Origin of the sequence: Variovorax sp. V93, assembly GCF_041154485.1 — a bacterium.
Classification (GTDB): domain Bacteria; phylum Pseudomonadota; class Gammaproteobacteria; order Burkholderiales; family Burkholderiaceae_C; genus Variovorax; species Variovorax beijingensis_A.
On sequence record NZ_AP028669.1, the window covers coordinates 4471862 to 4498235 of the forward strand.

The window sequence follows — 26374 nt, forward strand, 5'->3', positions numbered from 1 at the left end:
CGATATGCCTCTTCTCGAAGTCCAGGACCTGCATGTCAAACTGCAAACGCAGCGCGGCCCCGCCGAGGCCGTGCGCGGCATCGGCTTCACGCTCGAGCGCGGCGAAACGCTGGGCATCGTGGGCGAGTCGGGCTGCGGCAAGTCGATCACGGTGATGTCGCTGATGGGCCTGTTGCCGTCGACCGCCGAGGTCAGCGGCAGCATCCGCTTCGACGGCGCCGAGCTCGTCGGCCGCGACGAAAAAGCCATGTGCCAGATCCGCGGCAACCGCATCGGCATGATCTTCCAGGAGCCGATGACGGCGCTGAACCCGGTGCACACCATTGCGCGGCAGGTCGGCGAGCCGCTGCGGCTGCACCGCGGGCTCACGGGCGCCGCAGCGCGCAAGGAAGTGCTGGCGCTGCTCGAGCGCGTGGGCATTCCCGATGCGGCTTCGCGGCTCGATGCCTATCCGCACCAGTTCTCGGGCGGGCAGCGCCAGCGCATCGGCATCGCCATGGCGCTGGCCTGCGGCCCCGACCTGCTGATTGCCGACGAGCCCACCACGGCGCTGGACGTCACCATCCAGAAGCAGATCCTCGAACTGATCCAGGGCCTGGTCGCGGAGCGCGGCATGGCACTGATCCTGATCTCGCACGACCTGGGCGTGATTGCGCAGAGCGTCTCGAAGATGCTGGTGATGTACGGCGGCAGCGTGGTCGAGAGCGGCCCGACCGAAACCGTGTTCGCCGAGCGCGCGCATCCCTATACGCAGGGCCTGTTCGCGGCGCGGCCGGCGCTCGGCGCGCCGCGCGGCATTCGCCTGGCCACCATCCGGGGCAGCGTGCCCGAACTGGTCGACCTGCCGCCGGGCTGCCCTTTTGCGGGCCGCTGCAAGTACACGGTCGATGCCTGCCACACGATGCGGCCGCCACCCACCGTGCTGCGGCACGCGCACGCGGTGCGCTGCATCCGGCTCGAGGAAATTGCCGCAGAAGGCGCCCTGGCACCATGAATCAGCCCACCAGCACGCAGCCCCTGCTCGAGGTGACGGACCTTGTTCGCCACTACGCCCTGCCGCGCGAAAAGCTCTTCGGGCCGCCGCCGCTGGTGAAGGCGCTCAACGGCGTCAGCTTCAGCGTCGCAGCGGGCCGCAGCCTGGGCATCGTGGGCGAATCGGGCTCGGGCAAGTCGACCATCGCACGCCTGGTGATGGCGCTCGACACGCCCACCTCGGGCAGCGTGCGCATGCTGGGCCGCGACCTGCATCGGTTGCCCAAGGGCGAGCTGCGCACGGCGCGGCGCGACTTCCAGATGGTGTTCCAGGACCCCTACGGCTCGCTCGATCCGCGCCAGACCGTGGCGCGCATCGTCGCCGAGCCACTCGAAGCGCTGGCCGAATCCAGCCGCGCCGAGCAGCGCGAGCGCGCCTCCGAGGCGCTGGCCGCCGTGGGCCTGCGCACCACCGACATGGACAAGTACCCGCACGAATTCTCGGGCGGGCAGCGCCAGCGCATCGCGATTGCGCGCGCGCTCATCACGCGGCCCAAGCTCATCGTGGCCGACGAGCCCGTGAGCGCGCTCGACGTGTCGGTGCAGGCCCAGGTGCTCAACCTCATGCAGGACCTGCAGCAGCAGTTCGGCGTGAGCTACCTGCTCATCAGCCACGACCTTGCGGTGGTGAACCATCTGTGCGACGAGGTCTGCGTGGTGTGGAAAGGCAAGATCGTCGAGCAGGGCCCGCCCGGCGAGCTGTTCCGCCATGCGCAGCATCCGTACACGCGCACGCTGCTCGAGGCGGTGCCGCGCACGCCCGCCGGCGGCACGCTGCTGGCGGCCTGAACACTCCGCCGGGCGGTGGCCTGACATCGAAGCTTCGCGCGCCGACTCTAGGATGAGTGGGTCATAAGCATCTGGTTGCGCGGCCGCCCTCTCTCGCGCAAGATGCCTGCCGCTTGTTCCGAGGACGCCGCTTCATGCTCAAACGACGCACCCTGCTCGCCACCGGGGCCGCAGCCCTGGCGCTGCCTGCAACCGCCTTCGCGCAAAGAAAAAAGGACGCGCTGGTGCTGGCGCTCACGCTGGAGCCCACCGGGCTCGACCCCACGGCCAAGGCCGGTGCCGAGATTGCAGAGGTGGTTCTCTACAACGTCTTCGAGACGCTCACGAAGATCAATTCCGACGGCAGCGTTTCGCCCCTGCTGGCCGAGCGCTGGGAAGTCTCGCCCGACCTCAAGACCTGCACCTTCCAGCTGCGGCGCGGCGTGAAGTTCCACAACGGCGAGCCCTTCGACGCGAACACCGTCAAGTTCTCGTTCGACCGCGCCGCTGCGGCCAACAGCACCAACAAGGACAAGCGCACCTTCACCAACATCGCCACGCAGGTGGTCGACCAGCACACGGTGGTGCTGATCAGCAAGGAGATCGAGCCCGAGCTGCTCTTCCTGCTGGGCCAGGCCTCGGCCATCATGGTCGAGCCCAAGACGGTGGAGACGAACGCCGTCAAGCCCGTGGGCACCGGCCCCTACCGGCTCGACGGCTGGGCCAAGGGCTCGGCCATCGTGCTCGCCAAGTGGGAGGGGTACCGCAACGCCGACGCGGTGCAGATCCGCAAGGCGAGCTTCCGCTTCATTTCCGAGCCGGCCGCACAGGCGACGGCATTGCTCTCGGGCGACGTCGACCTGTTCCCGCACGCCTCGGTCTCGCGCAGCCTGCCGCAGTTCCAGAACGACAAGCGCTTCCAGGTGCTGTTCAATGCCTCGCGCGGCAAGACCATCCTGGCCATCAACAACAGGCGCAAGCCGCTCGACGACGTGCGCGTGCGCCGCGCGATTGCCGCGGCCATCGACCGCAAGGCGGTGATCGAGGCCGCCGCGGACGGCCGCGGCGTGCCCATCGGCAGCCACTACGTGCCGGGCGCGCCGGGCTACGTCGACACCACGGGCATCAACCCCTACAACGTCGAGAAGGCGAAGCAGCTCCTGGCCGAGGCAGGCGTGAAGACGCCGCTCGAACTCGAGCTGGTGCTGCCGCCCCCGCCCTATGCGCGGCAGGGCGGCGAGCTCATTGCCGCGCAACTGGCCAAGGTGGGCATCGTCGCCAGGATCCAGAACGTCGAGTGGGCGCAGTGGATCAGCGGCACCTACGGCAACAAGAACTACGACCTCTCGCTGATCCTGCACGTGGAACCCTTCGACCTCGTGAACTACACCAAGCCCGAGTACTACTGGGGCTACCAGTCGGCCAGGTTCAACGAGGTGTTCGACAAGGCGCGCAACAGCGCGCGCACCGCCGACCGGCTGCGCTACCTGGGCGATGCGCAGCGCCTGCTGGCCGAGGACGCGGCCAATGTCTTCCTCTACCAGCCGCAGTTCATCACGGTGGCGGCGCGCGGCCTGCGCGGGCTCTGGAAGGACACGCCGATCTTCGTCAACGACATCGCCGCGCTCTCCTGGAGCTGAGGTCCGGCATCCGGGAACGTCCCGAGGAAAAAGCCCCTGCGCGGCCCAGCGCCAAAGCCTGCGCTGCGAGAGAATGGCTCGCTGCCCGCGCGTGGCATCTTTCGTGCTGCGTGTCCTTCCTTCGTGCCGCCGCGCCTCCAATCGGGGCGCGCCGCGCATGGGAAGCAGCCATTCGCACCCATCGTTTTTCCGGAGATCACAACGTATGTTGAACCGTCGCACCCTCCTTGCCACCGCTGGCGCCACCGTGGCGCTGGCCTCTCCCATCGCCGGCATGGCGCAGGGGCGGAAGGACGCCATCGTGATCGGCATGGCGCTCGAGCCGCCGGGGCTCGATCCGACCGCCGGCGCCGCAGCCGCCATCGCGGAGGTGGTGCACTACAACATCCTGGAGACGCTCACCAAGATCAACGCCGACGGCAGCGTCGCGCCGCTGCTGGCCGAGAGCTGGGAAGTCTCGCCCGACCTGAAGACCTACACCTTCAAGCTCCGCCGCGGCGTCAAGTACCAGAACGGCGAGCCCTTCAATGCCGCCACCGTGAAGTTCTCCTTCGACCGCGCCGGCGGCGAGAAGAGCACCAACAAGGACAAGCGCACCTTCGCGAACCTGAGCACGCAGGTGGTGGACGACTACACGGTGGTGGTCATCAACAAGGAAATCGACCCCGACCTGCCCTTCGTGCTGGGCCAGGCCACGGCCGTGATCGTCGAGCCCAAGAGCGCCGACGGCAACGCCACCAAGCCGGTCGGCACCGGCCCCTACAAGCTCGACAGCTGGGCCAAGGGCTCGTCGATCACGCTGAGCAAGTGGGAGGGCTTCCGCAGCCCGGCCACGGCCAAGATCAACAAGGTCACCTTCCGCTTCATATCCGACACGGCCGCGCAGGCCGCCGCGCTGATGGCCGGCGACGTCGACGTGTTCACGCGCATCGGCACCCGCGCGGTGCCGCAGTTCAAGATGAATCCGCAGTTCCAGGTGATCCTGGCCGGCTCGCGCGCGAAGACCATCCTGTCGATCAACAACAAGAAGAAGCCGCTCGACGACGTGCGCGTGCGCCGCGCCATCCTCGCGGCCATCGACCGCAAGGCCGTGATCGAGGGCGCGGCCGACGGCTTCGGCGTGCCGATCGGCAGCCACTACGTGCCGGGTGCCGCAGGCTATGTCGACACCACGGGCCTCAACCCCTTCGACGTCGAGAAGGCCAAGAAGCTGATGTCCGAGGCCGGCGTGAAGACGCCGCTCGAACTCACCATGACGCTGCCGCCGCCGCCCTACGCGCGCCAGGGCGGCGAGGTGATCGTGGCGCAGCTCGCCAAGATCGGCATCACGGTCAAGGTGCAGAACGTGGAGTGGGCGCAGTGGCTCAGCGGCACCTACGGCAACAAGGACTACGACCTGTCGATCGTTTCGCACGTCGAGCCCTTCGACCTCGGCAACTACGCCAAGCCCGACTACTACTGGGGCTACCAGTCGAAGGCCTTCAACGCGCTGTTCGACAAGATCAAGACCACGGCCAATGCCGCCGAGCGCAACAAGCTGCTCGGCGAAGCGCAGAAGATGCTGGCGGTCGACGCGGCCAACGGCTTCCTCTACCAGCCGCAGTTCCCCACCATCGCGAAGAAGAACGTGAAGGGCCTGTGGAAGGAGAACCCGATCTTCGTGAACGACCTCTCGGCGCTGTCATGGGGATGAGTGCCGACGTGTCATCTTCTTCACTGAACGAGCTTTCCGCACAGGAACTCTCCGCCGCCTATCGCGACAGGCGCCTGTCCCCTGTCGAGGTCACGCAGGCCGTCATCGCGCAGATCGAGCGCTGCGAGCCCAAGCTGCAGGCCACCTGGCTCTTCAGGCCCGAAGCCGCGCTCGAGCAGGCGCGCGCCTCGGAAGCACGCTGGCAGCGCGGCGACGCGCTCGGCCCGCTCGACGGCGTGCCGGCCACCATCAAGGAGAACATCGCGACCCGCGGCGATCCGATGCCGGCCGGCACGGCCGCCGTCGACCTGAAGCCGGCGGCCGCCGATGCACCGCCCGCCGCGCGCCTGAAGGAAGCCGGCGCGGTGATCGTGAGCAAGACCACCATGCCGGACTACGGCATGCTGTCTTCGGGGCTTTCGAGCTTCCACACGCTGGCGCGCAACCCCTGGGACCTGAGCCGGACCCCCGGCGGCTCGAGCGCCGGCGCCGGTGCCGCGGCCGCCGCGGGCTATGGCCCGCTGCACATCGGCACCGACATCGGCGGGTCGCTCCGGCTGCCCGCGAGCTGGTGCGGCATCTTCACGCTCAAGCCGAGCCTGGGCCGCATCCCGATCGATCCGCCCTACATGGGCCGCGCGGCCGGTCCGATGACGCGCAGCGTCGGCGATGCCGCGCTGATGATGCAGGTGCTTTCGAAGCCCGATGCACGCGACAGCATGAGCCTGCCGCCGCAGGACATAGCCTGGGAGAGCTTCGACGTATCGCCCGACCACCTGCGCGGACTGCGCATCGGGCTGCTGCTGGACGCGGGCTGCGGCCTCGCGGTCGAGCCCGAGATCCAGGCGGCGGTCGAGCATGCGGCGCGCCTGTTCGAAAAGGCGGGCGCCATCGTCGAACCGATGCAGCCGTTCATGTCGCAAGCCATGCTCGACGGCATGGACCACCTGTGGCGCATGCGCTCGCTGGTGGACATGAAGGCGCTGCGCCCCGACCAGCGCGCCAAGGTGCTGCCCTACATCCGCGAGTGGGCCGAGAGCGCGGCCGAATTCAGCGGCGAGCACGTGTTCCGCGGCTTCAGCCAGTTCCATGCGACGCGCGTGGCCACGGTGCAGGCCTGCGCACGCTTCGACTACGTGATCTCGCCGGTGTCGCCGAACATGCCCGCGGCCGCGGAGGCGCCTTCGCCCACCAACGATCCGTTGCGGCCCCTGGAGCACATCGGCTTCACGGTGCCGTTCAACATGTCGGAGCAGCCGGCTTCGTCGGTGAACTGCGGCTACTCGGCGGGCGGATTGCCGATCGGGCTGCAGATCGCAGGGCAGCGCTTCGACGACCTTGGCGTGCTGCGCGTGTCGCGTGCGTTCGAGCAGATACGGGAGCCGCAGCGGCCCTGGCCTGTGTCGCCTTGAACAACAGCGCCTGAACAAAACAGCAGCGCCAGAAAATCAAGTCGCGGCGTAGCGCCCCGGCTTGTGGTTTATCCATAGAAAAAGCCCCATCACCACCGCAGCCAGCACCGACCAGCCCACGCGCTGCGGCGGAATCACGAACAGCGCGAGCAGCACCACCGTGCAGTCGATGCCGATCTGTACCTTGCCGGCGGGCCAGCCGCGCTTTTCCTGCAGGTACAGCGTCAGCACCGTCGCGCCGCCCAGGCTCGCGCGATGGCGCGCGAGGAACAGGCAGCCGGTGCCCAACAGCAGGCCGCCGAGCACCGCTGCGAAAGCCGGGTGCAGCGAATCGATCGAGATGTAGCGCGGCGCCCAGTCGGTCATCACCGACAGCAGCGCAATCGCCGAGAAGGTCTTGACCGTGAAGGCCCTTCCCATGTGGCGCCATGCGAACCAGTAGAACGGCAGGTTCACCAGGAAGAACACCTTGCCGAAGCTCACGCCCGTGGCGTAGTGCAAGAGGAATGCGACACCGGCCGTGCCGCCCGTGAGCAGCCCCGCCTGGCCGAACAGCATCATGGCAATGGCAACGAACAGCGTGCCCGAAAAGATGGCCTGCGCGTCGTCGAAGCGGGAGTGACGCAGCAGTTCGGGCCGCGTGGTGGGTTGTGGCGCATCCATGGCGGACCTGACGCAAATCCCGCGCCACCCGGCGGCCTCAGACCAGGTGGGTTGCCAGCATCTCCCGCGCGCGCGTCACGAATTCGGTCTCTCCGCGGCGCGCGGGCAGGAACTGGAACGCGACCCGGGGCAGGGCCGGCAGGCCGTGCGGCGGCGCGAGCCGGGCGACCCCGTCGCACACCGCCGATTCGTTAAGGCAGGCCACCCCCAGCCCCGCGGCCAGCGCCGACTGCAATCCCGCCACGCCCGAGGCCACGTGTGCCAGCACATACGGCACGCGCCGCCGCCGCAGCAGCGCCACGGTGTACTGATGCAATGAGCAGGTATCCGGCAAGGCGAGCAGCCGGACCGGCTCGCCGCGCGCGAGCCGCATGCCGGCCGCGCCGAGCCACGCGAGCGATTCGCGCCGGATCACCGGTGCCTTCGCACCCTGCTCGGGCGATGGCGATGACCCGGCAATGTTCATCGCCAGCCCCACGTCGAAATCGCCGTGCGCATAGGCGGCGCGCAGCGCGTCGCTCTTCATGATGCTCACGTGCAGCCGCACCTGCGGATAGCTCTCGCCAAGGCGCCCCAGCAGCCGCGTGAGATCGCCGGGACGAAAGTAGTCGGTCACGGCGAGCCGCAGTTCGCCCTGCAGCGTCTCGCCATGCAGGTCGCGGAATGCCTCGTCGCTGAGCGCGAGGATGCGGCGCGCATAGGCCAGGAGCCGCGTGCCGGCCTCGGTCGGCGCCACGCCGGCCTTGCTGCGCGTGAGCAGCGACTGCCCCGCCCGCTGCTCGAGCTTGCGGATCTGCTCGCTGACCGACGATTGCGACAGGAAGACGCGCGGCGCCGCGGCCGTGAGGCTGCCGGCATCGATCACCGCGGCCAGGGTGCGAAGCTGTTCCAGGTCGAAGGTCTGCATGGTTCATCCATCCGCATATCCGATGGATTCCATCATATCTTCCCGCTTTTCCGATGTCATGGGAATTCCCACAATAGCCCCATCGTTCACTCATCCCTTCATGGAGTTCCCTATGCCGCACATCGTTGTCCACCTCTCGGGCGAACCCGACGCCCAGCTCACGCGCAAGACCGTTGACGCGGTCGCCGAACTGACCCAGAGCGTGCTCGGCAAGCAATTGCCGGTGATCGCCATCACGGTGCAGTACATCGCCGCCGACACATGGTTCATCGGCGGGCAGTCGCTGGCCTCGCTCGGCAAGTCGGCCTTTCACCTCGACATCAGCGTCACCGACGAAACCAACACCAAGGCCGAGAAGGCACGCTACCTGCGCGAGGTGCATGCGGCCATGGCGCGGCTGCGGCCCGATCTGCACGAGGTGTCGTACATCCATGTGATCGACGCCCGCGGCGCGGCCTACGGCTACGGCGGAAAGACGCAGGAGTACCGCCACCAGCAAGCGGGCGTTTGAAGCCTGTGGCGGGGCATGGCACCATCCGGCCATGCCCTCCGCCACCCTGCACGCCGACAGCTTCGGCAACCCGCTCACGCTCGACGATGCGGCCAGCCTGCCGCTGGTCGAGGACTTCGTCATGGGCTTCGTGTCGACCGAGGCGCGCGCGGTCAACCTGCTGGCCCTCGCCGACCGCGACGCGAGCCCCATGGTGCAGGCCTACTGCGCAACGCTGCACCTCTTTGCGGAATCGCGCGACGCCGCAGCCAATGCACGCCCCTTCCTCGCAAGGGCCCGCGCCGCGTCCGGGCGCGCCACGCCGCGCGAGCGGCGCTACATCGCAGCCATCGAGGCCTGGGCCGAGGGCGACATCGCCAAGGCCATCGCCCTGCACGCCGAGCAGGCACGGGAATACCCACGCGACCTGGTGTCGGTGAAGCTGGGGCAATACCACTGCTTCAACACCGGCGACTGTCCGGGCATGCTCCGGCTCGCGCTCGCCGCGCTGCCGGCCGCGCCCGAGGTGCCCTATGTGCACGGCATGGCCGCCTTCGGCTACGAGCAATGCCACCTGATGCGCGAGGCCGAGGCCAGCGCGCGCCACGCCATCGGCATGTGCCGCAAGGAGCCTTGGGCGCACCATGCGCTGGCGCATGTGATGCTCACCGAAGGCCGGCTCCGCGAAGGGCTGGCCTTCATGCAGGGCGTGAGCGACACCTGGAGCGGTCTCAATTCGTTCATGGTCACGCACAACTGGTGGCACGTGGCGCTGTTCCTGATCGAGCTCGGCCGCGACGACGAAGCGCTCGCGCTCTACGACCGCGAGGTGTGGGGCGTGGTGAAGGACTATTCGCAGGACCAGATCGGCGCCGTCTCGCTGCTGGCGCGCTTCGAACTCGCGGGCATCGAGGTGGGCGCGCGGTGGGACGACGTGGCGGGCCACCTGCTGCAGCGCACCACCGACCATGTGCTGCCTTTCCTCGACCTGCAGTACCTGTATGGCCTGGCGCGCGCCGGGCGCCCTGAAGCCGATGCGTTGCTGCGCAACATCGAGGCCCATGCGCCGCGCGCGCCGCTCTCGACGCGCGCCGCCTGGCAGAGCGTGTGCGTGCCGGCCGCGCGCGGGCTCGTTGCCCATGCGCGCGGCGATTTCGCCTCCACCATCGAAGGACTCGGCAGCGCCCTGCCGCGCCTGGTCGAGATCGGCGGCAGCCATGCGCAGCGCGACCTGTTCGAGCAGGTGTACCTCGATGCGCTCATACGCATCGGCAGCCAGGCCGCGCTCGCGGGCGCCCAGGGCATCCTGCAGCAGCAGCTCAACGGCCAGCCCGAATCGCTGCGCCTGCGGCGCCAGGCCGGCGAGGTCTATGCGCGGCTCGGCCTCGGGCAGCTCGCTCCCCGTCCCTGAGGCGCGGGCGAAGGCCATGCATTCCGGTCATGGGAGGTGGCGCAAAAGGAATTAACGGACGCGCGGGGGCGACTTCTAAACTGCCCGCTCCACATCGCTCCGGGCTCCCTCCCATGCAGAAATCAGTCGTCGTGCTCGCCATCTCCGCGGCTTTGGCAAGCCTCTCATCCGCAGCCCCCGGCGCAACCGATGCCCTCGTCGAGCTCGACCTGCTGCTGCGCGGAGGCACCGTCTACACCGGCGATTCGGACGAGCCCGTGGTGGGCGACGTCGGCATCGCGGGCGACCGCATCGTCTTCGCTGGCCGGAAGGCGCCGCCACAGTTCAGCGCGCGGCGAACCATCGACGCGGCCGGCCTGGTCGTGGCGCCGGGCTTCATCGATGCGCACACCCACGCCGATGCCGACCTGCATTCCACCGATCCGCACAAGCGCCTGAACATTCCCTTTCTCACCCAGGGCGTGACCACCGCGGTCATCGGCAACGACGGCTTCGGCGGTTTCGACATCGCCGCGCAGACGCAGCGCCTGCGATCGGCGCCCGTTGGAACCAACGTCGCCATGTACGTGGGCTTCGGCCCCGTGCGCATCGACCAGCTCGGCGAAGCCAACCGTACGCCCACGCCCGAGCAGCTCGACGCCATGCGCCGGCACGTGAGCCGCGCCATGTGCGACGGCGCGCTGGGGCTTTCGACCGGGCTTTTCTATCCGCCGCAGAATTTCTCGAAGACCGAGGAAGTGATCGAGCTCGCGAAAGTCGCGGCCCATCACGGCGGGCTCTACGACAGCCACATCCGCGACGAGTCGATGTACAACATCGGGCTCAAGGGCGCCATCGAGGAAGTGATCCGCATCGGCCGCGAAGCCCGCCTGCCGGTGCATGTGGCGCACATCAAGGCACTGGGCGTGGACGTGCAGGGCCAGAGCGGCGACATCATCCGCCGCATCGAGAAGGAGCGCGCCGCCGGCCTCGACATCACGGCCGACCACTATCCGTGGACGGCATCGAGCACGCGTTTCTCGGCCGCGCTCGTGCCGCCCTGGGCGGTCGATGGCGGCCGCGCGGCAATGCTCAAGCGCTTCGACGACCCGGCCGTCCAGGAGCGCCTGCGCACCGGCATGCGCGAGAACCTGCGCCTGCGCGGCGGTCCGGAGACCATCCTGTTCTCGGCCGGCAGCACCAGGTACATGGGCAAGACGCTGGCCGACGTGGCCAAGGCCTCGAATGCCGATCCGGTGGATGCCGCCATCGCCGTGCTGCGCGACGGCGACCTGATGATCGCCTCGTTCAACCAGAGCGACGACGACGTGCGCGCGTTCATGAAGCGGCCGTGGGTCATGACCTCGTCCGACTCCTCGCTGGGCCATCCGCGCGCCTACGGCACCTTCGCGCGCAAGTACGACCAGTACGTGGTGAAGGAACACACGATCTCGATGGGCCAGTTCATCCGCAGCAGCTCGTCGCTGACCGCGGACACGCTGGGGCTCCGACAGCGCGGGCACCTGCGGCCGGGCTACTACGCCGACGTGGTCGTGTTCGACCCCGCACGCTATGCCGCCAGGGCCACCTACACGCAGCCGGCACTGCTGTCGGAAGGCGTGGTCGCGGTGCTGGTGAACGGCCGCCTGGCGGTGGATGCCGGCAAGCCCACGGGCGTGGGCGCGGGCCAGCCGCTGCTGCGCACGCCGAAGGCCGGCAGCTGCACCTGAGGCGGCTCAGCTCTTCTTCAGATGCCGCCGCTGGTCGTAGGTCGGCTGCGGCGGCAGGTCGGCCAGGTGCCGCGTGTCGGCCCAGTCGAGAATTTCGATGGCATCGGGCATGGCGGGATCGGCAATGCGGATGCGGTTGAAGCCCGCGTTGGGAATGTCGCTCTGGCGCGGCCCGCTCAGGCTGAGCCCGCGCGCGGTGCGCCACACCATGTCGAGCACGCCGCCGTGCGTGACGACCACCAGCCGCTGCCCCCGGTGCGCAGCAGCCAGTGCGCCGATGGCCGCGACGATGCGGGTGTGGAATTCGCGCGCCGTCTCGCCTTCGGGCATGGCGTGGTCCTCGCGGAACTCCAGCCATTGCTCCCAGGCACGCGGATGCAGCGCCTGGATCTCGTCGGCCCGCATGCCTTCGACGATGCCGAAGTACTGCTCGCGCAAGCCCGCCGACGTGACCACCGGCAGCGACAGCTGCAGCGCGGCCGGCGCGGCGGTCTGCTGCGCGCGCATGAGGTCGCTGCTGATGATGTGCTGCGCGGTCTCGCCCGCCAGGCGCAGTCCGAGGCGGCGCGCCTGCTCGTGGCCGATGTCGTTGAGCGGCACGTCGGCATGCCCCTGGAAGCGCAGCTCGCGGTTCCAGGCGGTCTCGCCGTGGCGGATCAGGATGAGTTCGGTCGCGGAGTCGGGTGGAGGCATGGGCATGGAGTGCCCATTCTCCACTGCGTGCGTGACGCTCGGGGACCTGGGTGGCTGCATCTGTTGCAGGGCCGCCACCTGCAACTCGAACAGCGCCGCGCTCGCCGCGCCGGCGATGGCGCAAAATCCGGCCATGCCCCACCTTGTCCTGCTGCCCGGCCTTGCCTGCGACGAGCGCATCTGGGAGGCCCAGATTCCCGCGCTCGCGCCCCTGTTCGAAACGCGCGTGAGCGACGCCCACATGCGGCACGACACCATCGAAGCCATGGCCGCGGCCGTGCTGCGCGAGAACCCCGGCCCGCTGCTGCTCTGCGGCGCGTCGATGGGCGGCATGGTCGCGATGGAAGCTGCGCGGCAGGCGCCGGATCGCATCGCGGGGCTCGCACTGCTGGGCACCAACGCACGGCCCGAGGCGCCCGAGATGTACGAACTGCGCGAAAGCGCGATCGAACTGTTCGAGCGCGGCGAGCTGCGCGACGTGATCGAGCCCAACGTCGTGTTTGCGTTCCACCCGGCACAGGCCGCCGATGAGGCGCTGGTGCAGCGCTACGTCGACATCGTGCTGGACGCCGGCACGCAGCAGCTCATCACCCAGAACCGCGCGGTGATGCGGCGCCCCGACGCACGCACCCACCTGCCCTCTCTGCGAGCGCCGGTGCTGCTGGTCTGCGGCGACACGGACCGGCTGACCCCGCCCGACTGCACGCGCGAGATCGCGGCGCTGGTGCCGCATGCCGAGGTGGTGTGGGTGGCGCAATGCGGCCACATGCTGACGATGGAGAAGCCCGCTTTCGTCAATGCGGCGCTGCTCGCCTGGCTCGCTCAGTGGAGCTGACCGCCGGTTTCGGCCACGTCCTTTTCAACGGCCAGCGCTGTGGCGACCGCGATGCGCAGCCCCTCGACCATGGTGGCGAGCGACATGCTCGGCGCGCCGGGAAAACGCGCGGCCTGCTCGGGCAGGTAGGGAATGTGGATGAAGCCGCCGCGCAGCCCGGCCGCCGGATGCGTGGCGATGCGGTGCATCAGGCCGTAGAAGAGATGGTTGCAGACGAAGGTGCCGGCCGTGTTCGAGACCGACGCCGGAATGCCGGCCGCGCGCAGGTCGCGCACCATGGCCTTGATCGGCAGCGTCGAGAAATACGCCGCAGGCGCACCAGGCACCACGGGCACGTCGATGGGCTGCCGGCCCGCGTTGTCGGCAATGCGGCCGTCGTCGATGTTGATGGCCACCCGCTCGGGCGTGATCTCGGCGCGGCCGCCGGCCTGTCCGATGCACAGCACCAGCCGGGGCTGCAGCTCGTCCATCGCACTGGCCAGCGCCTCGATGGCCTGGCCGAACACGCAGGGCATCTGGCGCGCATGCACGGCAGCACGGCCGCACTTCCAGCCGTCGAGTGCGCGCGCGGCTTCCCATGAGGGATTGAGGGCTTCGCGGTCGAAAGGATCGAACCCGGTCAGCAGGACATTGGTTCGCTGTGCCACGGCTTGAACAGAGAGGGCGCTCAGGCGGTCGCGCGAACTGCGATGCCCTCTTGCTGCAGGCGGTCGCGGATGCGGCGCGCAAAAGCCAGCGCGTGGGCGCCGTCGCCATGCAGGCACACGGTCTGGGCATTGACCGGCACGATGCTGCCGTCGATGGCCGTCACCTTGCGGTCGCGCACCAGCGAAAGCGTCTGGGCCAGCGACTGTTCTTCGTCCTCGATCAGCGCGCCGGGCTGGCTGCGCGGCACCAGGCTGCCGTCGGGCATGTAGCCGCGATCGGCAAACACCTCTTCGACGGGCGTGAGGCCGGCGCGGCGCGCGGCGTCGATCATGCCGCTGCCCGCGAGGCCGAAGAACCGCAGCGAAGGGTCGAAACGCCGCACCGCTTCGCAGAGCGCGTCGGCGAGTTCGGGCTCCTTCACCGCCTGGTTGTAGAGCTGCCCGTGCGCCTTCACGTGCGAGAGCTGGCCGCCTTCGGCCTTGGCGATCGCGGCCAGCGCGCCGACCTGGTAGAGCACGTTGGCCACGATCTCGTCGGGGGGCAGGTGCATGGTGCTGCGGCCGAAGTTCTCGCGGTCGGGAAAGCTCGGATGGGCGCCGATGGCCACGCCGTGCTCGATGGCCCAGCGCACGCATTGCCGCATGGTCTTGGGGTCGCCGGCATGCCAGCCGCATGCGATGTTGGCCGAGCTCACGAGGCCGAGCAGTGCTTCGTCGCTGCCGGCGCCTTCGCCGAGGTCGGCATTCAGGTCGATTTGCATAGAGCTTTGTTCCTTCGTCAAGGCGGACTGGCGCGCCAGGACAAGCCCGCGCGCCAGCTGCTCGCACAGTCTATGCCGGTCTCGGCCAGCCCGCTGCCGCGAGCCCTTGCGCCACCTGCGCGAGATAGCGCTGCTGCTCGGCCCACGCCTCGAGCGCTGCGGCCATGTCGACCTGCACCAGCCGCAGCCGGCCATCCAGCGGCGCCTGCGCGAGCTTCCACAGGTCGGCGCGGATCACCACGCCGATGCGCGGATAGCCGCCGGTGGTCTGCGCGTCGCCCATCAGGATGATCGGCTGGCCCGAGGGCGGCACCTGGATCGTGCCGGGAATGACGCCCGACGAGAGCATGTCGGCGCTGCGCCTGCGCTTGAGCTCGGCGCCCGCGAGCCGGCTTCCCATGCGGTTGCTCTGCGCGGTGATGCGCCAGCGCTCGCTCCAGAGCAGCGCGTGCGAAGCCACGGTGAACTGGTCGAACTCGGGGCCGGGCAGGACGCGCAGGGCGATGGCCGAATCGCTTTCCTCGAGGCCCCAGTCCGGACCGCGCAGGCCGAACGGACGCCGGGCGAGCTGGGCGGCATCGAGCGGCGTGGCGCCCAGCGGGAGCCGGTCGCCCTTGCGCAGCGCGCGCCCCTGGTGGCCGCCGAAGCCGGCCTTCAGGTCGGTGCTGCGCGAGCCGAGCACCGGCGGCACGTCGATGCCGCCCGCCACCGCGAGCCAGCTGCGCAAGCCGGCCTTCTTGGCGCCGGCTGCGTTGGCGCCCGCGAGCTTGAGCGTTTGCCCGGCAGCGACAGGCATGCTCCAGCAGGGCCAGAGCGGCGCGCCGTCGAGCCGCGCGCCGAAGCCGTCGCCCACCAGCGCGATCCGGGTGGCGGTTTCGAAGCGGATCTCGCAACCGCCCATGGTGAGCTCGAGGCCGGCCGCGCCGTCGGCATTGCCGACCAGCCGGTTCGCCAGCGTGAGCGCCAGCACGTCGAGCGCACCGCCGGGGCAGATGCCGAGCTGGCGGTGCCCATGCCGCCCCAGGTCCTGCACCGAGGCCAGCATGCCGGGCTTCTGCACCAGCATCATGCCTGCACGCTTTCGACGACGAAGCGGACGTGGTCGCCCGGCCGCAGCAGGGTGGGCGGCTCGGCCGACGGATCGAAGAGTTCGAGCGAGGTGCGGCCGATCAGCTGCCAGCCGCCGGGCGACACCAGCGGATAGATGCCGGTCTGCTCACCGCCGATGCCGACTGACCGCGCAGGCACCGCCGTGCGCGGTTCGGCGCGGCGCGGCGTGGCAAGCTCGGGCGGCAGCCCGCCCATGAAGGCGAAGCCGGGCAGGAAGCCGAGCAGGTAGACCACGTAGTCGGCCCCGCTGTGGCGCCGCACCACCTCGGCCGGCGTGAGCCCGGTGTGGGCCGCGACATCGGCCAGGTCAGGCCCGTGCTCGCCGCCATAGGCCACCGGAATCTCCACCCTGCGGCCCTCGACGGCCGTGGCCGCGAGCCGCGGCCAGGCCTCGTTCACGTGCGCCATCAGCGCCTCGATATCGATCGCGGTCGGATCGAAGGTCAGCGTGAGGTTGTTCATGCCCGGCAGCACCTCGCCCACGCCGGCCCATTGCCGCACCTCGGCGCCCAGCGCCCAGATCTGCTGCTGCTGCGCCAGCGTGGCGGGCGGCGGCAGCTCGCAAAGCAGCGCCGCATCGCCCAGCGGATGCAGGCGCGGCAAGGGAAACCGGCTACTCACGGCCGAGGCTGCGCACCTTGGCTGCGAGCTGCTTCTCCACGTCGGGCGAAACAAACTTGTGGACCTCGCCGCCGAGCATGGCGATCTCGCGCACGAAGGTGCTCGAGATGAACTGGTACTTGTCGCTGGGCGTGAGGAACACGGTTTCGACGTCGGGCATCAGCGAGCGGTTCATGCCCGCGAGCTGGAACTCGTAGTCGAAGTCGGTCACGGCGCGCAGGCCGCGCACCATCGCCTTGCCGCCGCGCGCCACCACGAAGTCGCGCAGCAGGCCCGAGAAGCTCTCGACCGTGACCTGGTCGCTGTAGGGCTTCACGGCCTCGCGCGCCATCTCGATGCGCTCCTGCAGGCTGAACAGCGCCTTCTTGTGATGGCCCGCCGCCACCGCGACGATGACCTTGGAGAAAAGCTGGGTTGCACGCCGCACCACGTCCTCGTGGCCGAGGGTGATGGGATCGAAAGTGCCGGGATAAACCGCGATCACGTTGCTGGCCATGGTTGCTTCTTCCTCATGCAGCCGGTGCGGCTTGTTCGGCGGATTATGCAGTCCCGTTTGCGGCCTGCCTCAGCAAGTGCGCATGCACGGCCCCGGCCTTGAGGTAACGAAAACCTACAAGGCCGAGCGTGGCCAGCTCCTCGTCGCTCCAGCGACGCGGTGCCTCCAGGTAGATCGCGCCCCCGGCTTTCACGGCACGCGCGGCGGCGCGCAACGCGGGTTCGTAGAGGGCGGTGCTGTCGAAAGGCGGGTCGAGAAAGACCGCATCCAGGCTGCCCGCGGGCGCGCGCTCGAGCGCGGTGAGCCCGCTGCCGCGCTCGATGCGCACGGCCTCGGCCGAAAGCTTGGCCTTGGCGGCCTGCAGCTGGGCCGCCAGCGCGGCGTCCTGCTCGCAGAGCAGCACGCTCGCGGCACCGCGCGACGCGGCCTCCAGGCCGAGCGCGCCGGTGCCCGCGAATGCATCGACGCAATGCCAGCCCGGCAGCTCGCCGCCGCCGGCGCCCGCGATGCTCGCGAGCCAGTTGAACAGCGTCTCGCGTACGCGGTCGGGCGTGGGGCGCAGGCCCGGCTTGTCAGCCACGGAAAGGCGGCTGCGCTTCCACAGGCCGCCGATGATGCGCACCTCGCGCGGCAGCGATTTCGATCTTGGTGATGGCGACGGCGACGGCGTCGAGGGGGAACGCCTGGCGGCTGCGGCTTTCTTCTGGGGCATGCGGCAAGCTTAACGCCGCCGCATGCGAGCTCAGGTGCCAAGCAAGGCCCGACGCGCCAGCAGCGCGGCAAGCAGCAGCATCGTGCCGCCGATCAGCGCGTCGAGCATCTGCCAGGCGCGCGGCCGCGCAAACACCGGTGCCAGCCAGCGCGCACCGAAGCCCAGCGCCGAGAACCACAGCGCGCTCGCCATCGCCGAACCGGCGACGAACCAGGCCTTGAGCGCGCCGCCGTACTGGGCGCCGGTGCTGCCCACGAGCAGCACGGTGTCGAGATAGACATGCGGATTCAGCAGGGTGAAGCCCGCCGCCTGCGCCAGCACCGCGGTGCGCGAGAGCGATGCGCCCTGCGCCTTTGCGTGCAGCGCGCCGGGCTGCCGGGCGCGCCACAGCGCGCGCAGCCCGTAGGCACCCAGGAACAGCGCACCGAGGCCGGCGAGTGCAGTGGCGAATGCGGGCCGCCCCTTCAGTGCCTGCGCCATTCCAGCCACGCCTGCCGTGATCAGGACCGCATCGCTCGCCGCACAGAACAGCACCACGGCGCTCACATGCTCGCGCCGCAGGCCCTGCCGCAGCACATAGGCGTTCTGCGCCCCGATGGCGACGATGAGCACCAGGCTCATCAAGAGCCCGTTGACGAATGCGGCAGAGATTTGTTCGATGACCATAGCGCCAGCTTGCCGCCTCGCTCGTATTAACTCAAACTAAACCTTCTAAGCCATATTCAATTTTTCTAATTCACACGATCATGCTCGACTACGCCGCCCTGAATGCCTTGGCCGCCGTGGTGCGCGAAGGCAGCTTCGAGCGCGCGGCCCGCGCACTGAACGTCACGCCCTCGGCCGTCTCGCAGCGCGTGAAGCTGCTCGAGGAGCGCACGGGCGGCGCGCTGCTGGTGCGCGGCCAGCCCTGCGTCGCAACGGAAGCCGGACGGCAGCTGTGCCGGCACATCGAACGCGTGGGCATGCTGGAGCACGAACTGCGCGAGGCGCTGCCCGCGCTCGGCATGGGCGGCCGAAGCGGCGAGGGGGCCGAGCGCGTCACGGTGCGGGTGGCGGTGAACGCCGACAGCCTGGCCAGCTGGTTCATGGCCGCCGCCGCGGCCTTTGCAAGGCAGGAAGAATCCGCCCTGCTCGACCTGACCGTGGACGACCAGGACCATACCGCCGAGCGCCTGCGAAGCGGCGCGGTGCTGGCGGCCGTCACCGCCCTGGCGCAACCGGTGGCCGGCTGCAACAGCGAGGCGCTGGGCAGCATGCACTACGTGGCCGCCGCGAGCCCGGAGTTCGTCGAGCGTTACTTCGCCAGGGGCGTGGGCGCGCGCACATTGGCCCATGCGCCGAGCCTGGTGTTCGACCGCAAGGACCGGCTGCAGGCACGCTGGGTGCGACGCATCTGCCATCGCAGCATCGAGACGCCGCGGCACTGGCTGCCCTCGGCCCAGGGCTTCGTCGACGCGGCGCGCGCCGGCATGGGCTGGGGGATGCTGCCGGCCAGCATGGCGGCCGAGGCGATGCGCACGGGCGCGCTGGTGGAACTGGTGCCGGGATCGGCGCTGCAGGTGCCGCTCTACTGGCAGCAGGCACGCGCCGCGCCGCAACTGCTCGAGCGCCTCAAGGCCGCGGTGCGCGCGGCCGCTGCAAGCGGCGCGCACGCCCTGCGCTGAAACGCGGCCTTATTTGCCGCCCACCACCACCGTCACCATGCGTTCGGGCTGCAGCTTGCGCGCGAAGGCGGCCCGGACCTCGGCCGCCGTGACCGCGTCCATGCGCGCGGTCCAGGTGTCGAGATAGTCGAGCGGCAGGTCGTGCCAGGCGATGTTGGCCACGTTGCCGATGAGCTTGCGGTTGCTGTCCAGCAAGAGCGGAAAGCCGCCGATCAGGTTGTCCTTCGCGGCCTTGAGCTCGGCGGCGGTCGGGCCTTCGGCCACGAACCTGGCGAGCACGTCGCGCGAGACCTTCACCGCTTCTTCGGCCTGGTCGGGACGCGTCTGGAAGCCCACGCGGAACGCCCCGGCGTCCAGGCCCGGCGCAAAGCCGCTGTAGACGCTGTAGGCCAGGCCGCGCTTCTCGCGCACTTCGTTGGTCAGCCGCGAGACGAAGCCGCCGCCGCCCAGCACGTAGTTGCCGAGCGTGAGCGCGAAATGGTCGGGATCCTTGCGCGGGTAACCGGGCTGGCCGATCAGCACGTGGGCCTGGGCCGAGGCGAACGGAATGCGCTCGTCCTTGGGCGCGGTGAGCGCGGCCACCGGTGCGATCGCCGGGAGCGGCGTGCACGCCTCGGGCCCGGGCAGCCGGGAGAGCAGCGCGGTGGCCATGGCTTCGGCCTCGGCGCGGGTCACGGCGCCCACGATGCTGAGCTTGGCCCGGCACGGCACGATCAGCTCCTGGTAGCGCTGCCGCATCGCGGCGGTGTCGATCTGCGCCAGCGTGGCTTCGGTGACTTCCTGCCCGTAGGGATGGCTGCCGTAGACGGCCTTCGCGAAGGCACGGCCCGCGATGGTCGCCGGCTTGGTGTTGGCCTCTTTCAGCGAGGCATTGATGCGCTCCCGCTCGCGCAGCCAGACGTCGTCGGGAAAGGCCGGCTCGCCGATCTCGCGCGAGGCCAGCGCCACCACCTTGGCCAGCAGCGCCGGATCAGACAGGGTGCGCAGCGAGTAGCTGGCGCGGTCGGTGCCGGCGCTGGTGCCGAACTCGGCGCCCAGGTCGGCCCAGGCTTCGCCGAGCGCGTTTTCGTCGAGCGCGGGCTCGCCGTTCCTGCCGGCGCGCACGCCCTTCTCGACCATGGTCGCGGTCGCGCTGGCCAGGCCGGCCTGGCCTGCCGGATCGCGCCGGCTGCCGGCGTCGAAATCGATCTGCACGTCGACGATGGGCAGCGCCTGGGTCGACACCAGGTAGATCTTGGCGCCGCTCGCGAGCGTCCAGTGCTCGATCGGCAGCGCAGCCTGTGCGGCGTTCAGGCCTGCGAAGGCCGTGGCGGCCGCGAACAGCGCGGAGCGCAGGATTTTTGTCATGGGGGTCATTGAAGAATCCGGGCCTTTCAGCGCAGCTCGTCCTGCGGGGCGGCAAAACCGCGGCCGCGCGGCCTGGCTTCGAGCGGCAGGGGGCGCAGGGTGGCCACGGTGAGCTGGTCGTCGCCGAAGTACTTGCCGGCCACGGCCTGCACCTGGGCCGGGGTCACGGCCTGCAGCTTCGCGACGATGCGCGCGCTGGTGTCCAGCGGCAGCCCCTGCACCCAGTTGCTACCGAGCTCGCGGGCCTGCGCCATCACGGAGTCGCGCTTGTAGGTCTGGCTGGCCACCCACTGCGTCTTGACGCGCGCAAGTTCGGCTTCGCTCACGCCTTCCTTCGCCACGCGCGCCACCTGGGCGCGAAGCGCCGCCTCCACCGCTTCGGCGCTCTTGCCGTGGGCCGGCACGCCCACCAGCGTGAACAGCTGAGGCCCGCGGCCGGCCAGGCCGGAGTAGGCGCCGGCCGAATCGGCCACGCGGTCGGGGCCCTGGGTCAGGGCACGGTCGAGCCGTGCGCCCGTGTAGCCGTCGAGCACGGCCGACAGCACCTCGAGCGCCCACACGTCGCTGTCCGCGGCATCGATGTTCTCCAGCTGCGGAATGCGGAAGGCGAGCGACACGTAGGCCTGCTCGGCCGGCGCCTTGAACTCGATGCGGCGGATGCCGCGCTGCGCCGGCTCGGTGCGCGGCTTGCGCGCGGGCACGGCGCGCGCGGGAATGCGGCCGTAGTACTTCTCGGCCAGCGCGCGCACCTGGGCCACGTCGACGTCGCCCACCACCACCACGGCGGCATTGGCGGGCACGTACCAGCGGCGGAAGAAGGCGCGCGCGTCGTCGGGTGTCATGGCGTCGAGGTCGCTCATCCACCCGACCACCGGGCGGTGGTAGGGCGAGGCCATGAACACGACCGCGTTCTGCTGCTCGCCGAGCAGCGCGCGCGGCTGGTCTTCGGTGCGCAGGCGGCGCTCTTCCTTGACCACCTCGATCTCGCGCTTGAACTCGTCGTCGGACCACTGGTTGTTGGCGAAGCGGTCCGATTCGAGCTTCATGACCTGCTCCAGGCTGCCCACGGGAATCTGCTGGTAGTAGCCGGTGTAGTCGCGCGTGGTGAAGGCGTTCTCCTGGCCGCCCAGCGCCGCCACGCGGCGCGAGAACTCGCCGGGCTTGATGTCCTTGGTGCCCTTGAACATCATGTGCTCGAGCACGTGGGCCACGCCCGAGGTGCCGTCGACCTCGTCGACCGAGCCCACGCGAACCCAGAGCATCTGCACTGCGGTGGGCGCGCGCCGGTCGGGCTGCACCAGCAGCGTCATGCCGTTGGCGAGGGTGAATTGCTGGGGTGCGGATGCGGCCGCGGCAGTGTCGGATGGAGCGGCGGAAACCGGTGTGGACTGGGCCTGCGCAGGCATGGCCCACGGCGCGCAAAGCGCCATTGCCAGCACCGCACCGGACGCAGCACGGCGTGGCGAGGGGTGTTTCATAGAATGGGTCGGATTGTAAAAAGCTCCCGATGTTCAGTTTCTTCAAGAAAAAACCGCCTGCCGAATCCCCGGCCGCGCCGGCGCCCTCACGGGCCGTCGAGCCGGTACCTGCACCCGAGCCCGCGCCTGCGCCCGCTGCCGCACCGGCGCGCTCGGTGTTCTCTCCGTCGAGCTGGTTCGGCTCCAAGCCTGCCGCAGAGGAAGCGGTGCCGCCGCCTGCAGCGCCAGACATGGCGCCCCCGGTCGCGCCCCCTCCGGCGCCAGCCGCGGCGCCGCACCTCGCCCCCGTGCCTGCTGCACCGGTACCCACGCCGGCCGTTCCGACCGTCCCCCCGCCCCCGCCTGCCCTCGCCACCGAGGTCGCCATGCCGGCCGAGCGCAAGGGCTGGTTCGACAAGCTCAAGACCGGCCTACGCAAGACCGGAACCGGCATCCAGGCGGTGTTCGTCAACGCCCAGATCGACGAAGCGCTGTACGAGGAACTCGAATCGGCCCTGCTGATGGCCGATGCCGGCGTCAAGGCCACCGAGTACCTGCTCGAGGACCTGCGCGGCCGCGTCAAGCGCCAGATGGCCACCGACGCGGCGCAAGTGAAGCGGCTGCTGGCCGATGCCATCACCGACCTGCTCCAGCCGCTCGAAAAGCCGCTGGTGATCGGCCAGTTCACGCCGACGGTGATCATGGTGGCGGGCGTCAACGGCGCCGGCAAGACCACCTCGATCGGCAAGCTCACCAAGCACCTGGCCAGCGAGGGTGCCTCGGTGCTGCTGGCGGCGGCCGACACCTTCCGGGCGGCGGCGCGCGAGCAGCTGCTGGTCTGGGCCGACCGCAACACGGTCGAGATCGTGAGCCAGGAAGGCGGCGACCCGTCGGCCGTGAGCTTCGACGCGGTCACGGCGGGCAAGGCGCGCGGCAAGGACGTGGTACTGGTCGACACCGCAGGCCGGCTGCCGACGCAGCTGCACCTGATGGACGAGCTCAAGAAGATCAAGCGCGTCGTCACCAAGGCCGACGCCAGCGCGCCGCACGAGGTGCTGCTGGTGATCGACGGCAACACCGGGCAGAACGCCCTGGCGCAGGTCAGGGCCTTCGACGAGACCCTGGGCCTCACCGGCCTGGTGGTGACCAAGCTCGACGGCACCGCCAAGGGCGGCGTGCTCTGCGCGATTGCGCGCGAGCGGCCGATTCCGGTCTACTTCATCGGCGTGGGCGAGAAGCTCGAAGACCTCGAGACCTTCAACGCACGCGAGTTCGCCATGGCGCTGCTGGGCTGACGCGCCAGCAGCAGAACGCGCCGCTCAAAAGCCGAAGAGCGAGCGGGTATCGCAGAGAAAGCCGCTGCAGTTGGCGGGCCGGACGTAGAGGGTCCTGATCTGGCCACCCGGCAGCATGTAGTCGCCCACCAGGGCGTTGCCCTTGGCACCTTCGGCATTCGCCTGCGCGATGTAGCCCGCGCTGTTGGCCGCGGGCTGCAGGTTCTGGTAGCTGAACGTGGCCGATTGCGACAGATCTTTCTCGTAGAGCAGCTTCGTGCCGTCCGAAAAGACATAACCGGTCTTGAACCGGAAGCCCTGGGCGCCCTTCGCCTCGAGCTGCGCCAGGAAATCGGCGTCGCTGCCGGGCTGGTCCAGCGCTTCATAGCCGTAGGTGGCGCTGCCTTGCGCGTCCTTTTGAAAGACCAGCACCGTGGCTCCGCCAACCATGTAAGCACCGCCGACGCTGTAGTAGCCGTTGCCGCCCTGCGCATTGATCTGGGCCAGATAGGCGGCGCTGTCGGTGGGTGCCGCCAGCACGGCATAGGTGTAGGTCGATGCCGAGCTGTTGTCCTTGCGGTAGAGCGTGCGGATCTGGCCGCCGACCACATATGGCCCGCCCCACTTAAAACCTCGGGCGCCCTGGGCGTTGAGCTGGGCCTGCAGGTCCGCCACGGAGCCGGTGTCTGGCAGCAGCTCGAAGGCATAGGTGGTTCCGGCGTCCTTCACGTAGGCCTCGACGACTTCCGCACCGGTCGGGCTGGTTGGGAAGGCCAGGCCGCTGAAGAAGCGGAAGGCCCTGGCGCCCTGTGCATTGAGCTGATCGAGAAACGCCGCAGCGTCGGCGGCAGGCGGCAAGGCCTCGTACATGAAGGTGCGGGTGGCCGGGGCGGGCGCCGGTGCTGGTGCGGGCGCTGGGGCTGGTGCGGGCGCTGGGGCCGGTGCGGGCGCCGGAGCCGGCGCGGGTGCGGGAGGCGGCGGAACGCCGTTGCCCCAGCCGATCGGCAATGCGGCACCCCCTCCGCCTCCGCCTCCCCCGCCACCGCAGGCCGCGAGGGCCAGTGTGGCGGCCACTGCGGCCGCAACCGCTGCAAGCTTGAAACGCATTTGGAATCCTCCCTGATCGATGTGTGCGACCCATGGAAGGTATGTCGGGGGGCCTGAGGGCCACCAGTGCCAAAAGTCATGACATTGCCGGCAATTCCTGCCAATTGCCGGCAACGAGCTCGAAAGTACTAAATCCTGCGGCGTTCCGAGCTTGCCGCTGTGACCATCATCCGGAACAGCGAATCGGTGGCCACGGGCTTGAACAGCACGGGAACGCCCGATTCCCGGACACGCTGCAGCCTGTCGGGCGAGGTCTCGCCTGTGATCAGCAGCAACGGGGTCGCGAGCCCGCCTTGTCCTCGGCCGCTCAGGCGCAGGCCGACATCCAGCCCATCGACACCATCGGCCAGGCGGTAGTCGCACATCAACAGGTCGAAGGACCGCCCTTCTCTGCTCGCCTGCTGCAAGGCCGCGGCGGCGGCGGCTTCATCCGCGACGGCGAGCGCGTCGATCGAATGCGAGCGCAGCAGGCCCGTCATGGCTTCCCGGATTTCCGATTCATCGTCCAGCAGCAGCACCCGCGCGGGCAGTGCCGGCGCCGCTCGCCCGGGCCGCTTTTCCTGCCGTGGCGCCGCAGCGTCGGGCGGGAAGTGTCCGGCCAGCGCGCCGGCGCGCGGAGCAACGGCCGGCAGCACGACGCGGAAATGGGTGCCGCGACCCAGCCGCGAATGCATTTGCACCGGATGCCCCAGCAGTTGCGAGAGCCGCTGCACGATCGACAGGCCGATGCCCAGCCCCCGCGAGCGGTCGCGCCCCGGATTGTCGATCTGATAGAACTCCTCGAAGATCCGGCTCGACTGCTCGGGCGCAATGCCGATGCCGGTGTCCCGCACCTCGATCCACACGAACTCCCCTCGTTCGCGGGCCGTCACCGTCACTCCGCCGCGCGCGGTGTACTTGAGGGCGTTGTCCAGCAGGTTGGACAGCATCCGATGCAGCAGCTGGGGGTCGCTGCGCACCCACAAGCCGCTGGCGCGCACGCGCAACTGCAACTGCTTTTGCTCGGCCTGGGCCGAGAAGGTGTGGTTGAGCGGCAGGAACAGGGCATCGAGCTGAACGGCCTGAAGCACGGGCGTGACCACGCCGGCATCCAGCCGGGAGATGTCGAGCATGATGTCGAGCGAGGCGCCCAGCGCATTGACGGCGCGCATCAGGCGCTGCGCATTCACTTCCTCCGGCCGGCCGCGCAGCTCGTTCTCGAGCGCGGCGCCGAACAGCGCGATGGCGTGCAGCGGCTGGCGCAGGTCATGGCTGGCGCTGGCCAGGAAGCGGGTCTTTTCCTGGCTGGCGCGCTCGGTGGCGGCAATCTGCTCCTCCAGCCGCACGGCCAGGGCTTCCTTTTCGAAGCGCAGGACCAGCGAGTCCGCCAGCAGCCTGTGCTCCTGCACGCCGACGCGCAGCATGAGAAAAAGGTAGATCGAGGCAAAGGCCGCGAGAAAGAGATGGATGGAATCGCGCTGCCACGCCAGGGCAACGATCAGCCCGCCCATCATGGGCAGCGTATGGCCGAACAGCGCCGCCTTCAGCGGCCGCAGGGACTGCACGGCCCGGGCACAGTTGCCCATCATCACCACCATCAGCGCGGCGGTGACCGGCAGGTTGCCCGCGGGCACGAAGATCCACGGCGCCAGCGCATCGGCAAACCCGAGCAGGGTCACGATGCGGGTGATCCTGCGCGCCCACCAGGCACTGTCCGCCGCCGGGACCGACGGATTCCAGCGCGGCGTGAAGTACATGCACAGATACAGCGTCAGGTGCAGCACGACGAAGGGCAGCACCATCGGGTCGCCCAGCTGCAGGTACATGAACGCACCGAGCACCAGCACGAAGACGACGCGGGCCAGGAAAGTGGCGTTGTAGTTGAAATAGACCGACGCCACGTGCTCGCGCAGCACGCGCTGGTTCAGCGGCGTGTCGGCCATGCG

Annotated in this window: 25 protein-coding genes; 11 read left to right on the forward strand and 14 right to left on the reverse strand. The window is 69.5% G+C overall.

The features are described 5' to 3' along the window. The first annotated feature begins 4 nt into the window (after positions 1–4). The 5 genes from ACAM54_RS21215 to ACAM54_RS21235 all read left to right on the forward strand — a co-directional run bounded on the left by ACAM54_RS21215 (position 5) and on the right by ACAM54_RS21235 (position 6545). Positions 5–994 carry an ABC transporter ATP-binding protein gene (locus ACAM54_RS21215; protein ID WP_369648845.1) on the forward strand — a complete coding sequence of 330 codons (990 nt, stop codon included), beginning with the start codon at positions 5–7 and terminating at the stop codon, positions 992–994. Continuing rightward, positions 991–1821, forward strand: a complete 831-nt coding sequence (locus ACAM54_RS21220) for an ATP-binding cassette domain-containing protein (protein WP_192322459.1) — start codon at positions 991–993, stop codon at positions 1819–1821. Before ACAM54_RS21215 ends, ACAM54_RS21220 begins: the two co-directional genes overlap by 4 nt. Positions 1822–1955: 134 nt before the next feature. Then, positions 1956–3440, forward strand: a complete 1485-nt coding sequence (locus tag ACAM54_RS21225; protein ID WP_369648846.1) for an ABC transporter substrate-binding protein — start codon at positions 1956–1958, stop codon at positions 3438–3440. A 205-nt stretch (positions 3441–3645) separates the two neighbouring features. Further along, entirely contained in the window at positions 3646–5133 is a 1488-nt protein-coding gene (locus ACAM54_RS21230; RefSeq protein WP_369648847.1) for an ABC transporter substrate-binding protein, read from the forward strand. Further along, the gene (locus ACAM54_RS21235) at positions 5130–6545 is read left to right on the forward strand and encodes an amidase (RefSeq protein ID WP_369648848.1); all 1416 of its coding nucleotides are present in this window, start codon (positions 5130–5132) and stop codon (positions 6543–6545) included. Before ACAM54_RS21230 ends, ACAM54_RS21235 begins: the two co-directional genes overlap by 4 nt. A gap of 36 nt (positions 6546–6581) precedes the next feature. Here ACAM54_RS21235 and ACAM54_RS21240 read toward each other — a convergent pair whose 3' ends face one another. After that, entirely contained in the window at positions 6582–7208 is a 627-nt protein-coding gene (locus ACAM54_RS21240; RefSeq protein WP_145740323.1) for a YitT family protein, read from the reverse strand. A 37-nt stretch (positions 7209–7245) separates the two neighbouring features. Then, positions 7246–8115, reverse strand: coding sequence for a LysR family transcriptional regulator (locus ACAM54_RS21245; protein ID WP_369648849.1), 870 nt, complete (start codon positions 8113–8115; stop codon positions 7246–7248). A 112-nt stretch (positions 8116–8227) separates the two neighbouring features. On the opposite strand from ACAM54_RS21245, the gene ACAM54_RS21250 reads away from it, so the two are divergent. From ACAM54_RS21250 to ACAM54_RS21260, 3 genes are all read left to right on the forward strand, one after another. Then, the gene (locus ACAM54_RS21250; protein ID WP_192322454.1) at positions 8228–8626 is read left to right on the forward strand and encodes a tautomerase family protein; all 399 of its coding nucleotides are present in this window, start codon (positions 8228–8230) and stop codon (positions 8624–8626) included. A gap of 31 nt (positions 8627–8657) precedes the next feature. After that, entirely contained in the window at positions 8658–10016 is a 1359-nt protein-coding gene (locus ACAM54_RS21255; RefSeq protein WP_369648850.1) for a tetratricopeptide repeat protein, read from the forward strand. Between the two features lie 113 nt (positions 10017–10129). Next, entirely contained in the window at positions 10130–11725 is a 1596-nt protein-coding gene (locus tag ACAM54_RS21260) for an amidohydrolase family protein (RefSeq protein WP_369648851.1), read from the forward strand. 6 nt (positions 11726–11731) lie between these two features. Here the strand turns inward: ACAM54_RS21260 and ACAM54_RS21265 are convergent, their stop codons facing one another. Beyond that, a complete protein-coding gene (locus ACAM54_RS21265) occupies positions 11732–12424 on the reverse strand; it encodes a histidine phosphatase family protein (RefSeq protein ID WP_145740314.1) in 693 nt (230 codons plus the stop codon). 127 nt (positions 12425–12551) lie between these two features. On the opposite strand from ACAM54_RS21265, the gene ACAM54_RS21270 reads away from it, so the two are divergent. After that, positions 12552–13253, forward strand: a complete 702-nt coding sequence (locus ACAM54_RS21270; protein WP_369648852.1) for an alpha/beta fold hydrolase — start codon at positions 12552–12554, stop codon at positions 13251–13253. Here ACAM54_RS21270 and pcp read toward each other — a convergent pair. The 7 genes from pcp to ACAM54_RS21305 all read right to left on the reverse strand — a co-directional run bounded on the left by pcp (position 13241) and on the right by ACAM54_RS21305 (position 18266). Next, positions 13241–13900, reverse strand: a complete 660-nt coding sequence (gene pcp, locus ACAM54_RS21275; protein WP_369648853.1) for a pyroglutamyl-peptidase I — start codon at positions 13898–13900, stop codon at positions 13241–13243. The two genes, ACAM54_RS21270 and pcp, sit on opposite strands and share 13 nt — an antisense overlap. A gap of 20 nt (positions 13901–13920) precedes the next feature. Further along, complete coding sequence (pxpA, locus tag ACAM54_RS21280; RefSeq protein WP_369648854.1) at positions 13921–14661, reverse strand: 5-oxoprolinase subunit PxpA; 741 nt, start codon at positions 14659–14661, stop codon at positions 13921–13923. Between the two features lie 70 nt (positions 14662–14731). Next, the gene (locus ACAM54_RS21285; protein WP_369648855.1) at positions 14732–15730 is read right to left on the reverse strand and encodes a biotin-dependent carboxyltransferase family protein; all 999 of its coding nucleotides are present in this window, start codon (positions 15728–15730) and stop codon (positions 14732–14734) included. Beyond that, positions 15727–16374, reverse strand: a complete 648-nt coding sequence (pxpB, locus tag ACAM54_RS21290; protein WP_369651006.1) for a 5-oxoprolinase subunit PxpB — start codon at positions 16372–16374, stop codon at positions 15727–15729. Before pxpB ends, ACAM54_RS21285 begins: the two co-directional genes overlap by 4 nt. Positions 16375–16384: 10 nt before the next feature. Further along, a complete protein-coding gene (gene coaD, locus ACAM54_RS21295) occupies positions 16385–16888 on the reverse strand; it encodes a pantetheine-phosphate adenylyltransferase (RefSeq protein ID WP_015867138.1) in 504 nt (167 codons plus the stop codon). Between the two features lie 43 nt (positions 16889–16931). Next, positions 16932–17600, reverse strand: coding sequence for an RsmD family RNA methyltransferase (locus ACAM54_RS21300; RefSeq protein ID WP_369648856.1), 669 nt, complete (start codon positions 17598–17600; stop codon positions 16932–16934). 30 nt (positions 17601–17630) lie between these two features. Next, the gene (locus ACAM54_RS21305) at positions 17631–18266 is read right to left on the reverse strand and encodes a LysE/ArgO family amino acid transporter (protein WP_369648857.1); all 636 of its coding nucleotides are present in this window, start codon (positions 18264–18266) and stop codon (positions 17631–17633) included. Positions 18267–18346: 80 nt separating this feature from the next. Between ACAM54_RS21305 and ACAM54_RS21310 the strand changes: the two genes are divergently transcribed. Beyond that, entirely contained in the window at positions 18347–19264 is a 918-nt protein-coding gene (locus ACAM54_RS21310) for a LysR family transcriptional regulator ArgP (protein ID WP_369648858.1), read from the forward strand. Between the two features lie 9 nt (positions 19265–19273). Here ACAM54_RS21310 and ACAM54_RS21315 read toward each other — a convergent pair whose 3' ends face one another. Both ACAM54_RS21315 and ACAM54_RS21320 read right to left on the reverse strand, forming a co-directional pair. Next, entirely contained in the window at positions 19274–20620 is a 1347-nt protein-coding gene (locus ACAM54_RS21315) for a M16 family metallopeptidase (RefSeq protein ID WP_369648859.1), read from the reverse strand. A gap of 17 nt (positions 20621–20637) precedes the next feature. Beyond that, entirely contained in the window at positions 20638–22089 is a 1452-nt protein-coding gene (locus ACAM54_RS21320; RefSeq protein WP_369648860.1) for a M16 family metallopeptidase, read from the reverse strand. Positions 22090–22118: 29 nt separating this feature from the next. Between ACAM54_RS21320 and ftsY the strand changes: the two genes are divergently transcribed. Beyond that, a complete protein-coding gene (gene ftsY, locus ACAM54_RS21325) occupies positions 22119–23363 on the forward strand; it encodes a signal recognition particle-docking protein FtsY (RefSeq protein WP_369648861.1) in 1245 nt (414 codons plus the stop codon). 24 nt (positions 23364–23387) lie between these two features. On the opposite strand, the gene ACAM54_RS21330 is transcribed toward ftsY, so the two are convergent. Both ACAM54_RS21330 and ACAM54_RS21335 read right to left on the reverse strand, forming a co-directional pair. Continuing rightward, entirely contained in the window at positions 23388–24449 is a 1062-nt protein-coding gene (locus ACAM54_RS21330) for a hypothetical protein (RefSeq protein WP_369648862.1), read from the reverse strand. A gap of 128 nt (positions 24450–24577) precedes the next feature. Next, complete coding sequence (locus ACAM54_RS21335; RefSeq protein WP_369648863.1) at positions 24578–26371, reverse strand: ATP-binding protein; 1794 nt, start codon at positions 26369–26371, stop codon at positions 24578–24580. Between the last annotated feature and the right edge of the window lie 3 nt (positions 26372–26374).

What these genes read in the sequence shown, in the direction of transcription:
- ACAM54_RS21335 (WP_369648863.1), bottom strand. Translation starts at nt 26,371, where the DNA reads ATGGCCGACACGCCGCTGAACCAGCGCGTGCTGCGCGAGCACGTGGCG.
- ACAM54_RS21240 (WP_145740323.1), bottom strand. Translation starts at nt 7,208, where the DNA reads ATGGATGCGCCACAACCCACCACGCGGCCCGAACTGCTGCGTCACTCC.
- ACAM54_RS21215 (WP_369648845.1), top strand. Translation starts at nt 5, where the DNA reads ATGCCTCTTCTCGAAGTCCAGGACCTGCATGTCAAACTGCAAACGCAG.
- ACAM54_RS21300 (WP_369648856.1), bottom strand. Translation starts at nt 17,600, where the DNA reads ATGCCCCAGAAGAAAGCCGCAGCCGCCAGGCGTTCCCCCTCGACGCCG.
- ACAM54_RS21250 (WP_192322454.1), top strand. Translation starts at nt 8,228, where the DNA reads ATGCCGCACATCGTTGTCCACCTCTCGGGCGAACCCGACGCCCAGCTC.
- ACAM54_RS21225 (WP_369648846.1), top strand. Translation starts at nt 1,956, where the DNA reads ATGCTCAAACGACGCACCCTGCTCGCCACCGGGGCCGCAGCCCTGGCG.
- ACAM54_RS21260 (WP_369648851.1), top strand. Translation starts at nt 10,130, where the DNA reads ATGCAGAAATCAGTCGTCGTGCTCGCCATCTCCGCGGCTTTGGCAAGC.
- ACAM54_RS21320 (WP_369648860.1), bottom strand. Translation starts at nt 22,089, where the DNA reads ATGAAACACCCCTCGCCACGCCGTGCTGCGTCCGGTGCGGTGCTGGCA.
- ACAM54_RS21235 (WP_369648848.1), top strand. Translation starts at nt 5,130, where the DNA reads ATGAGTGCCGACGTGTCATCTTCTTCACTGAACGAGCTTTCCGCACAG.
- ACAM54_RS21270 (WP_369648852.1), top strand. Translation starts at nt 12,552, where the DNA reads ATGCCCCACCTTGTCCTGCTGCCCGGCCTTGCCTGCGACGAGCGCATC.
- ACAM54_RS21285 (WP_369648855.1), bottom strand. Translation starts at nt 15,730, where the DNA reads ATGATGCTGGTGCAGAAGCCCGGCATGCTGGCCTCGGTGCAGGACCTG.
- coaD (WP_015867138.1), bottom strand. Translation starts at nt 16,888, where the DNA reads ATGGCCAGCAACGTGATCGCGGTTTATCCCGGCACTTTCGATCCCATC.
- ACAM54_RS21315 (WP_369648859.1), bottom strand. Translation starts at nt 20,620, where the DNA reads ATGACCCCCATGACAAAAATCCTGCGCTCCGCGCTGTTCGCGGCCGCC.
- ACAM54_RS21330 (WP_369648862.1), bottom strand. Translation starts at nt 24,449, where the DNA reads ATGCGTTTCAAGCTTGCAGCGGTTGCGGCCGCAGTGGCCGCCACACTG.
- ACAM54_RS21255 (WP_369648850.1), top strand. Translation starts at nt 8,658, where the DNA reads ATGCCCTCCGCCACCCTGCACGCCGACAGCTTCGGCAACCCGCTCACG.
- ACAM54_RS21265 (WP_145740314.1), bottom strand. Translation starts at nt 12,424, where the DNA reads ATGCCCATGCCTCCACCCGACTCCGCGACCGAACTCATCCTGATCCGC.
- ACAM54_RS21245 (WP_369648849.1), bottom strand. Translation starts at nt 8,115, where the DNA reads ATGCAGACCTTCGACCTGGAACAGCTTCGCACCCTGGCCGCGGTGATC.
- ACAM54_RS21305 (WP_369648857.1), bottom strand. Translation starts at nt 18,266, where the DNA reads ATGGTCATCGAACAAATCTCTGCCGCATTCGTCAACGGGCTCTTGATG.
- ACAM54_RS21220 (WP_192322459.1), top strand. Translation starts at nt 991, where the DNA reads ATGAATCAGCCCACCAGCACGCAGCCCCTGCTCGAGGTGACGGACCTT.
- ftsY (WP_369648861.1), top strand. Translation starts at nt 22,119, where the DNA reads ATGTTCAGTTTCTTCAAGAAAAAACCGCCTGCCGAATCCCCGGCCGCG.
- ACAM54_RS21230 (WP_369648847.1), top strand. Translation starts at nt 3,646, where the DNA reads ATGTTGAACCGTCGCACCCTCCTTGCCACCGCTGGCGCCACCGTGGCG.
- pxpA (WP_369648854.1), bottom strand. Translation starts at nt 14,661, where the DNA reads ATGCAAATCGACCTGAATGCCGACCTCGGCGAAGGCGCCGGCAGCGAC.
- ACAM54_RS21310 (WP_369648858.1), top strand. Translation starts at nt 18,347, where the DNA reads ATGCTCGACTACGCCGCCCTGAATGCCTTGGCCGCCGTGGTGCGCGAA.